Annotated in this window: 6 protein-coding genes; all 6 read right to left on the bottom strand. The window is 75.5% G+C overall.

Going from position 1 to position 8,411, the window contains the following annotated elements:
• Nucleotides 1–264: 264 nt before the first annotated feature.
• Nucleotides 265–3,291 (bottom strand): ATP-binding protein, encoded by a 3,027-nt coding sequence (locus tag ABT247_RS29200; protein ID WP_350748313.1) that lies wholly within the window; start codon nucleotides 3,289–3,291, stop codon nucleotides 265–267.
• A 201-nt stretch (nucleotides 3,292–3,492) separates the two neighbouring features.
• Nucleotides 3,493–3,864 carry a fic family toxin-antitoxin system, toxin component gene (locus tag ABT247_RS29195; RefSeq protein ID WP_350748311.1) on the bottom strand — a complete coding sequence of 124 codons (372 nt, stop codon included), beginning with the start codon at nucleotides 3,862–3,864 and terminating at the stop codon, nucleotides 3,493–3,495.
• Nucleotides 3,865–4,020: 156 nt separating this feature from the next.
• Complete coding sequence (locus tag ABT247_RS29190) at nucleotides 4,021–5,817, bottom strand: acyl-CoA dehydrogenase (protein WP_350748308.1); 1,797 nt, start codon at nucleotides 5,815–5,817, stop codon at nucleotides 4,021–4,023.
• Between the two features lie 207 nt (nucleotides 5,818–6,024).
• A complete protein-coding gene (locus ABT247_RS29185; RefSeq protein ID WP_350748305.1) occupies nucleotides 6,025–7,437 on the bottom strand; it encodes an ATP-binding protein in 1,413 nt (470 codons plus the stop codon).
• Nucleotides 7,430–8,107, bottom strand: a complete 678-nt coding sequence (locus tag ABT247_RS29180; RefSeq protein WP_350748302.1) for a response regulator transcription factor — start codon at nucleotides 8,105–8,107, stop codon at nucleotides 7,430–7,432. The genes ABT247_RS29185 and ABT247_RS29180 overlap by 8 nt, the downstream gene beginning before the upstream one ends.
• 54 nt (nucleotides 8,108–8,161) lie before the next feature.
• The coding region (locus ABT247_RS29175) for a hypothetical protein (protein ID WP_350748299.1) at nucleotides 8,162–8,411 on the bottom strand (250 nt) is incomplete at its 5' end.

Raw genomic sequence — 8,411 nt, 5'->3', positions numbered from 1 at the left:
TCGGGTCCGTCCCCTGCGCGGACCCGGCCGGACGCCCCCCTGGGGTGGGTGCGGAAGTCCGGTGCGGTCGGGAACGACCCTAGGCGGGGGCGTCTTACCGATGCCTTACCGGTGCGCTCACCGATCGGCCGGCGCCGGGCTGCCCGGGTGAGCGGAGCCCGCAGGCCGGCCCGGGCAGGCCGGTGGCAGGAAAGCTGAGCGGGCAGGCCGCCCCAGGGCCGATGAGCCGGCTCCGGCAGGCCCGCCCGGGGTACGGCGGCCGGGTCAGCACCCGTGCGTGAGGGCGTCGGTGCCGCCGTTCGCGGCGCCGCCCCGCCCGGGGGTGCCGCTCAGCTCGCGGGCCTCCTCCAGGACCCGCGCGGCCGACTCGGTCAGCCCGGAGGCCTCGTAGGCGCGGGCGAGGGTGCGCAGCGCGCCGGCGAGGAAGGAGCGCCAGCCGCGGGCCCGCCAGACCAGGACCGACTCCTCCAGGTGCGCGACGGCCGCGGCGTGCTCCCCCGCCGCGAGGTCCAGTTCGCCGAGGATGCCGAGGGCCTGGGCGAGGTGGTGGCCAAGGTCGAGGCGCCGCGCGATGACGAGGGCCGCCTCGGCGGTCGGGCGGGCGCGGTCGTCGCCGGTGGCCGCGTACAGCGTGGCGAGGTAGAGCAGTGAGAAGGCCTCGACGTAGCGGTCCTGGAACGAGCGGGCCATGGCGAGGGAGCGGGAGAGCAGCTCGCAGCCCAGCTCCACCCGGCCGGCCCGGCCGTGGGCGGCGCCGAGGAACTGGATCGCGGTGGCCTCGAAGCGGGTGTTGCCGATCGAGCGGGCCAGCCGCAGGGTCTCGGTCAGGTGCTCGATCGCGCGGTCGAGGTCGGTCTCGCCGTGGGCGACGGCGATGATCTGGTGGGCCCTGGCCCTTCCACCGGGGTGGTCGTGGAGGGTGGCGAGGTCGAGGGCCTGGTGGGCGGTGTCCAGCGCCTCGCGGGCACGCCCCTGGGCCACCAGGCTCCAGGCCGTCAGGACGAGGGCGTCGGCGGTTCCGCGCGGCTCGGCGACCTGCTCGAACATCCGCTCCAGCTGTCGTGCGCGGCCTTCCAGGGAGACCATCGTCTGGGTGCTGTCGGTCGGGGTCGTCCAGGTCGTCACCTCGATGAGGCCGCGGGTGAGCACGGCCGTGCCCCGGACGTCGCCGGCCGTCCGGCAGGCCTCCAGGACGGCGAGGTGGGTGGTGCGCCAGTCGTCGTACAGTCCGCGCACGTCGCAGTACTTCTCCTGGCAGGCGGCGAGGTCCCAGGCCGCGGCGACCATGCCCAGCGCGGCGGCCTGCCGGGCGCTCGCGTTCAGCGCCGGCTGCTCGGCGTCGAACCAGGCCGTCGGGTCGTCGAGCAGGGCGGCCGTGACGGCGCTCGGCAGCGGGTGGCGCGGGGCGTCGCCGTGGATCGGGGCGAGGCACGGCCCGGGCACCTGGTCCGCGGCCTGCTCCGCCAGCCAGAGCCAGGCGCCGAAGGCCCGTTCCAGGGCGGCGGAGCGGACGGCCGGATCGTCGGCGGCCTCGGCGTCCTCGCGCGCGTACAGCCGGACGAGGTCGTGGAAGCGGTAGCGCGGGTGCGGCTGCGCGCCGGTGTCCTGGAGCAGTTGGGCGTCGACCAGCTCCTCCAGCTGCCGCTCGGCCTCCTGCGGCGGGACGTCGGCGAGCGCCGCCGCCGTCCAGGGCGCGAAGTCGGGCGCCTCCAGCAGGCCGAGCAGCCGGAAGGTGCGGCGGGTCGGCTCCGACAGCCGGGCGCAGCCGACGGCGAAGGCGGTCCTCACCGCCAGGTCCCCCGCCGCGAGTTCGTCGAGGCGGCGTCGTTCGTCGCGCAGCAGGTCGGCGAGCCGGGTCAGGGTCCAGCGCGGCCGGGCGGCCAGCCGGGCCCCGGCGATGCGGACGGCCAGCGGCATGCCGCCGCACAGCTCGGCGATCGCGGCGGCGCCGAACGGTTCGGCGGCGACCCGGCGGTCGCCGAGGATGCGGCGCAGCAGGGTCTGGGCGTGGCCGGTGTCGAGTTCGGCGAGGTCCACGAGGTGGGCGCCGGGCAGGGCCGTCAGCGGGGCGCGGCCGGTGACGAGCACGGCCGAGCGCGGCCCGGCGCCTGCGTCGTGGTGTGCCGGGGTGCTGGGGAGTAGCGGTCGGACCTGCTGCTCGCCGGCGGCGTTGTCGAGGAGGACGAGCACCCGGCGGTCGGCGAGCAGGGTGCGGTACAGGGCGGAGCGCTCGTCGAGTGCTTCGGGGATCTCGCGGGCGTCGGCGCCGAGGGCGCGCAGGAAGCCGGCCAGGACGCGGGCCGGGTCGGCGGGTGTCTCGTCGGCTCCGCGCAGGTCCGCGTAGAGCCGTCCGTCCGGGTAGTCGGCGGCGGCCCGGTGGGCGGTGTGGACGGCCAGCGCGGTCTTGCCGATGCCGCCCATGCCCGCGATCACCGGCACCCGGCCGTCGGCCAGGGCGGCCAGAACGGCCTGGACCTGTTCCTCGCGGCCGGTGAAGTCCGGCAGGTCCGGCGGGAGTTGGGAGGGGGCGCGGGGTGGCCCGAGGTCGGCGCCCGGGCCCTCGCGGCCGTGGGAGCCGTGGGAGCCGTGGGAGAGGAGCGCCAGGAACACCTTCTGCACCTGTTCGCCGGGCTCGATCCCGAGTTCCGCCGACAGGCGACCGCGCAGTGCCTGGAAGCGGCGCAGCGCCTCGGCGGCCCGTCCGTCCGCCGCCATCAGTTCCAGCAGGACGGCGTGCAGGGGTTCGTCGAAGGGGTGCTCGTCCGCGAGCGCGGTCACGGCGGGGACGGCGGTGCGGGGCGTGCCGTCCGCCAGGGCCGTCCGGGCCAGGGACAGCGCGGCGGCACGCACCTCGTCCTCCACGGACGTCACCAACGGGTCCGCACGGTTCAGCCGCTCCAACCCGGCGAGGACCGGACCGCGCCGCAGCCCGAGCGCCGCGGCCGGGTCCCCGTCGGCGGTGAGCCGGCGGAAGCGGGCGAGGTCCACCGCGGCCGGACCGGTCGTCAGCCGGTAGCCCTGGGCGTCGGAGTCCAGCACCACCGACGCGTCCCCGAACCGGGAGAGCCAGGTCCGCAACCGGGACATTCCGGTGTGCACCGCGCCCCGGCCGACGTGGTCCGCCTGCTCCGCCCACACCAGCTCCAGCAACCGCCCGACGGACAGCCGCTCCCCCTCCGCGAGCAGCAGCGCCCCCAGCAGCCCGCGCAGCACGGCGGCTCTCGGCGGCGTCTGCGGCGCGGAGTCCACGTCGATCGCCAGTGGGCCCAGCAGCCCGAACGTCATCCCCATCGCTTCAGTCCCTCGAGGCTCGCGACCACGGCGAGGCACCGGCAGTGCCGCCGACGGTCGGCGGGCGTCGGCCCCGGTGTGGTTCACGACCCTAGTACGGGCACTGAGCGACCGCGATCGTCCGGCCCACGGGCGTCCGGCCCACGGGCGGCCGGCCCGCGATCGTCCGGCCCACGGGCGGCCGGACCGCGGGCGGCCGGCTCAGTCGTACCAGCTGCGGATCGCGGCCGCCGTCTCACGGACGCCTGCCGCCCCGCTCCGGATCCGGGCGGCGAGGTCGACGGCCTGGTCGGGGCCGGCGGTGACGACGAGACCGGAGGCGGCGAGGTAGGAGGCGGCGACCACGGCGGCGAAGTGCTCGTTGCCCGACTCCAGGGCGGGGACGCGGATCAGTTGGTGCATCAGGGCGGCGGCGCGCTGGTGCGCGCCTTCGTAGACGGGAACGCCGAGGACGCTGTCGGCGTGGCGGGCCACGGCGGCGGCGAGGGTGCCGTAGTCGGTGATGTCCGGGTCGCTCGGCAGGCACTGGTGGGCGATGTCCAGGAGCCAGGCCCGGTCGATCCGCAGGATCACGCGGCGCCCGCCGGGGCGTCGGGGGCGGGGCGGACGGCACCGTCCGGTGGCACGGTCAGCGGCTTCATGCAGGCGAGCGTAGCGAGGTGTAGCAGGCGCTACAAAGAGGCGGCCCCTCCGGACGGCGGATCGACCGGACCGGAGGGGCCGGGCTGGTCAGAACCACTCGGGCCGGCAGTCCGCCGCCGTCCGGTCCAGACTGTCGAGCAGGTCGAACTGCGGCCCGGTGCGCGGCAGTTCCACCCGGAAGAAGTACCGGGCCGCCTGCCGCTTGCCCTCCCGGAAGGCGTCCGTGCCGTCGCCCAGCGCGAGGAACTGCTCCAGCCAGATCCAGGCGAGCACCACGTGGCCGACGGCCTCCAGGTAGGTGGAGGCGTTGGCCAGGGCGGCGGCCGGGTCCCCGGTCGCCCAGAGGCCGGCGGTGGTCCGCCCGATCCGCTCCGCCGCCCGCCGCAGCGCGGCGGAGAGTTCGGCCGCCTCGCCCCCGGCCGCCTCGGCCCGCTCGGCGGTCGCGGTGAGGGTGTCGAGCAGCAGCCTCAGCCCCGCGCCGCCGTCCATGACGACCTTGCGGCCGAGCAGGTCCAGGCCGTGGATGCCGTGGGTGCCCTCGTGGATGGGGTTGAGCCGGTTGTCCCGGTAGAACTGCTCGACGTCGTACTCGCGGGTGTAGCCGTAGCCGCCGTGCACCTGGATGGCGAGGTCGTTGGCGGCCAGGCACCACTGCGAGGGCCAGCTCTTGGCGATCGGCGTCAGCACGTCCAGCAGCAGGTGGGCGCGGGCGCGCTCGGCTTCCTCCGGGGCGGTGGCCTCCTCGTCCAGCAGGCGGCTGCAGTAGAGGCCGAGGGCGAGGGCGCCCTCCACGTAGCTCTTCTGCGCCAGCAGCATCCGGCGCACGTCGGGGTGTTCGATGATCGGCACCTGCGGGGCGCCGGGGTCCTTGGCGGCGAGCGGGCGGCCCTGGGGGCGGGTGCGCGCGTAGTCGAGGGCGTGGAGGTACCCGGTGTAGCCGAGCGCGGCGGCACCCTGGCCGACGCCGATCCGGGCCTCGTTCATCATGTGGAACATGTAGGCCAGGCCGTGGTGGGCCTCCCCCACCAGGTGCCCGACCGCGCCCGGCGAGCCCCCGGGGGTGTGGCGCCCCTCGCCGAAGTTGAGCAGGGCGTTGGTGGTGCCGCGGTAGCCCATCTTGTGGTTGAGCCCGGCCAGGACGACGTCGTTGCGCTCCCCGAGGGTGCCGTCCGGCCGGACCAGGAACTTGGGCACGACGAACAGCGAGATGCCCTTCACGCCGGCCGGGCCGCCGGGGATCCTGGCCAGCACCAGGTGGACGATGTTCTCGCTCAGTTCGTGGTCCCCGCCGGAGATCCACATCTTGGTGCCGGTGATCCGGTACGTTCCGTCGCCCTGCGGGACCGCCTTGGTGGTGATGTCGGCGAGCGAGGAGCCGGCCTGCGGCTCCGACAGGCACATGGTGCCGAAGAAGCGGCCCTCGACCATCGGGCGCACGTAGGTGTCGACCTGCTCCCGACTGCCGTGCGCCTGCAGCAGGTTGGCGTTGCCGACGGTGAGCAGCGGGTAGGAGGCGGTGGCGATGTTGGCGGCCTGGAACCAGGCCCGGCAGGCGTTGGCGACCACGACGGGCAGCTGCTGGCCGCCGACCTCGTGGTCCATGGCGGCGCCGATCAGCCCCGCCTCGGCGAAGACCTCCAGGGCCTCCCTGACCTCCGGGATGAGGTGCACCCGCTCGCCGTCGAAGCGGGGCTCCTGGGCGTCGTTCTTCTTGTTGTGGGGGGCGAAGTGCCGGGTCGCGATCGCCTCGCTGAGTTCGAGGACGGCGTCGAAGGTGTCCCGGTCGTGGTCGGCGAAGCGGGGGCGGCGGGTCAGGGCGGTGACGTCCAGCCAGTCGTGCAGCAGGAAGTCGAGATCGCGGCGGGAGAGCAGCAGGGAGTCCACGGCGAGGCGTCCGATCGGAGAGGCGGCGGGAGCGGGTACGGGCTACGGGCGGTTGACCTCCGCGCCATCCTGCTCCAGCCGACGGCCTCTAAGCAAGCGCTTAGTCACGCGAAGAGGGAGAACACCTGGCCCGAGCCGCCGTCGCGGCACACCACGCGGGCCGCGCTCGCCGGACTTCCCCCTGCCGCGCCCGTACCGGGCAGCCGGCTACGCGCCGCGGCGGTCTGCCCAGGGCAGCACGGTCCGGAAGGTCGTCGGCCCTGGCCCGTCGACGACGCCGAGCGTCCCGCCGTGGATGGCGGCGATGTCCCGGGCGATCGGCAGGCCGAGGCCGGTACCGCCGTCGTCCCTGCTGCGGGCGTCGTCCAGGCGGGCGAAGCGTTCGAAGATCTTCTCCCGGTCGGCGCCGTCGATCCGCGGCCCGTCGTTGACGACGTCCAGCACGGCCGCCGGACCGGCCCCCCGACCGGCCGCCGGTTCGCCGGTGAGCCGCACGGTGACGCCGCTCCGGGCGTGCCGCTGGGCGTTGTCGAGCAGGTTGGTGAGCAGCCGTCCGAGCCACAGCGGGTTGCCGGGCACGACGAGGGCGCCGGGCAGCTCGACCGTGACGGGGTGGGGCTCGGTGCCGCGGGCCGCGAGCGTCGTGCGCACCAGCTCCGCCAGGTCGACGGGCTCCCCCGGCCAGTCGTGTCCGGCCGCGTCCAGCCGGGCGAGCAGCAGGAGGTCGGCGGCGAGGGCCTGCAACCGCCCGGTGTCCTCCAGGGCGCCCGCCACCAGGTCCGCGCGGACCTCGGGGTCGGGGTGGGCGAGGGCCACTTCGAGCTGGGTGCGCAGCACGGTGAGCGGGCTGCGCAGTTCGTGGGAGGCGTCGGCGATGAAGCGGCGCTGTCGGGCCCCGGCGGCTTCCAGCCGGCCGAGCATCGCGTTCATCGTGCCGGCCAGCCGGGCGATCTCGTCGTCGCTGCGGGGTTCCGGCACCCGGCGGTCGAGGTCCCGGTCGCCGATCGCGGCGACCTCCGCGCGGATGGCTTCCACCGGCCGCAGGGCGCGGCCGGTCGCCCGCCACGTCAGGGCGCCGACGGTGAGCAGCAGGACGATGCTCAGGACGGCGAGGGCGGCGGTGGTGAGGTCCTCGGCGGCGTCCACGGTGCGCAGCGAGGCGCCGACGTGGATGGTGACCGGGCCATTGGGCGTGCCGGCGGTCAGGGTGGTGACGCGCTGGTGGTGCTGGTCGCCCAGGGCGCCCAGGTTGAAGGTGCGGTGGCCGTCCGGACGGCCGGTGGGGGCGACGGCGGGGCGGCCGGCCAGGTTCTGGCTGGCGGCGACCACCCGGCCGGCTGCGTCGACCACCTGGATGAAGTCGGTGCCGTGGTCCAGCGGGAGCTGGCTGTCCAGGTGCCCGTCCGCGGCCTGGCGGGCGACGGCCTGGGCCTGCTCGCGGGCGCCGTCCTCCACCGTGCGGGCCAGGTTGGCGCGCAGCAGCAGGACGACGGTGCCCGAGGCCACGGCGAGGACGAGGGCGACGCTGAGGCAGGCGGCCAGCGTGGTGCGGGCGCGGACGGAGCGCGGGGTCAACCGGTCGGCCAGGGCCGCGAGGCGTGCCGGGAGGCGGTCAGCCACCGTCGGCCGCCAGGCGGTAGCCCGCACCGCGCACGGTCTGCACCGCGGCGCGCCCGTACGGGGTGTCGATCTTGCGCCGCAGGGCGCTGACGTGGACTTCGACGGTGTTGGGGTCGCTGTCCGGGCCGCTGTCCCAGACCGCCTCGAGGATCTCCCGCTTGGACACGGCCTCCCCGGCCCGGCGGGCGAGGTGGTCGAGGATCGCGAACTCGCGCGGAGTGAGGGCGATGGGCGAGCCGCCACGGGTGCAGGTGCGGGCGGCGGAGTCGACCACCAGGTCCCCCAGGACGGTGCGCCGGGGCGCCCGGCTGCCGATCCGGCGGGCGAGCGCCCTGAGCCGGGCGACGAGCACGACGAAGGAGAACGGCTTGGCGAGGTAGTCGTCGGCACCGGTGTCCAGCGCCTCGGCCTCGTCCCACTCGCCGTCCTTGGCGGTGAGCATCAGGATGCCGACGTCGCTGCCGGAGGCCCGCAGCCGGGAGCACACCCGGTAGCCGTTCAGGCCGGGCAGCATGATGTCGAGGACGACCACGTCGTAGGCGCGCTCCATGGCCCGGGCCAGGCCGGTCAGCCCGTCGTGGGCGACGTCGACGGTGAACCCTTCGGTGGCCAGCCCGTGCTGCAGGGCCAGGGCCAGCCGACGTTCGTCCTCCACCACCAGTACGCGCATGCCCACCAGGGTCGCAGGTCGCCCCGGCGGAAGGCTTAAGGGGTCTTCAGGTCTTCAGCCGATCTTCAGCAACGCTCGGTCATCCTGTCCGTCTCGCCCGGGGACGGCCCGGGCCAGGCCGAGGATCGGGGTGGGTGCCGTGAGCGAGCCCATGGAGACGGGTACCGAGGAGCCGCAGCAGAGCGCGGGCAGGACGCGTACGGGTCTGCCCTTGACCCGGTCGTCGAGCAGGTTGGCCCGGTGCACCGAGCCGTTGCCGAAGCCGGCCGCGGTGTAGCCGGCGGCCTGCTTGTTGTTCCAGGAG

Source organism: Kitasatospora sp. NPDC001539 (genome assembly GCF_040298565.1).
Classification (GTDB): Bacteria; Actinomycetota; Actinomycetes; order Streptomycetales; family Streptomycetaceae; genus Kitasatospora.
Note: the sequence above shows the minus strand (reverse complement) of the source record. Positions and strands in the feature narration are given on the sequence as shown.

Bases quoted from the DNA above. Each gene is read 5' to 3' on its own strand.
- ABT247_RS29200 (WP_350748313.1), bottom strand. From the start codon at position 3,291: ATGGGGATGACGTTCGGGCTGCTGGGCCCACTGGCGATCGACGTGGAC.
- ABT247_RS29180 (WP_350748302.1), bottom strand. From the start codon at position 8,107: ATGCGCGTACTGGTGGTGGAGGACGAACGTCGGCTGGCCCTGGCCCTG.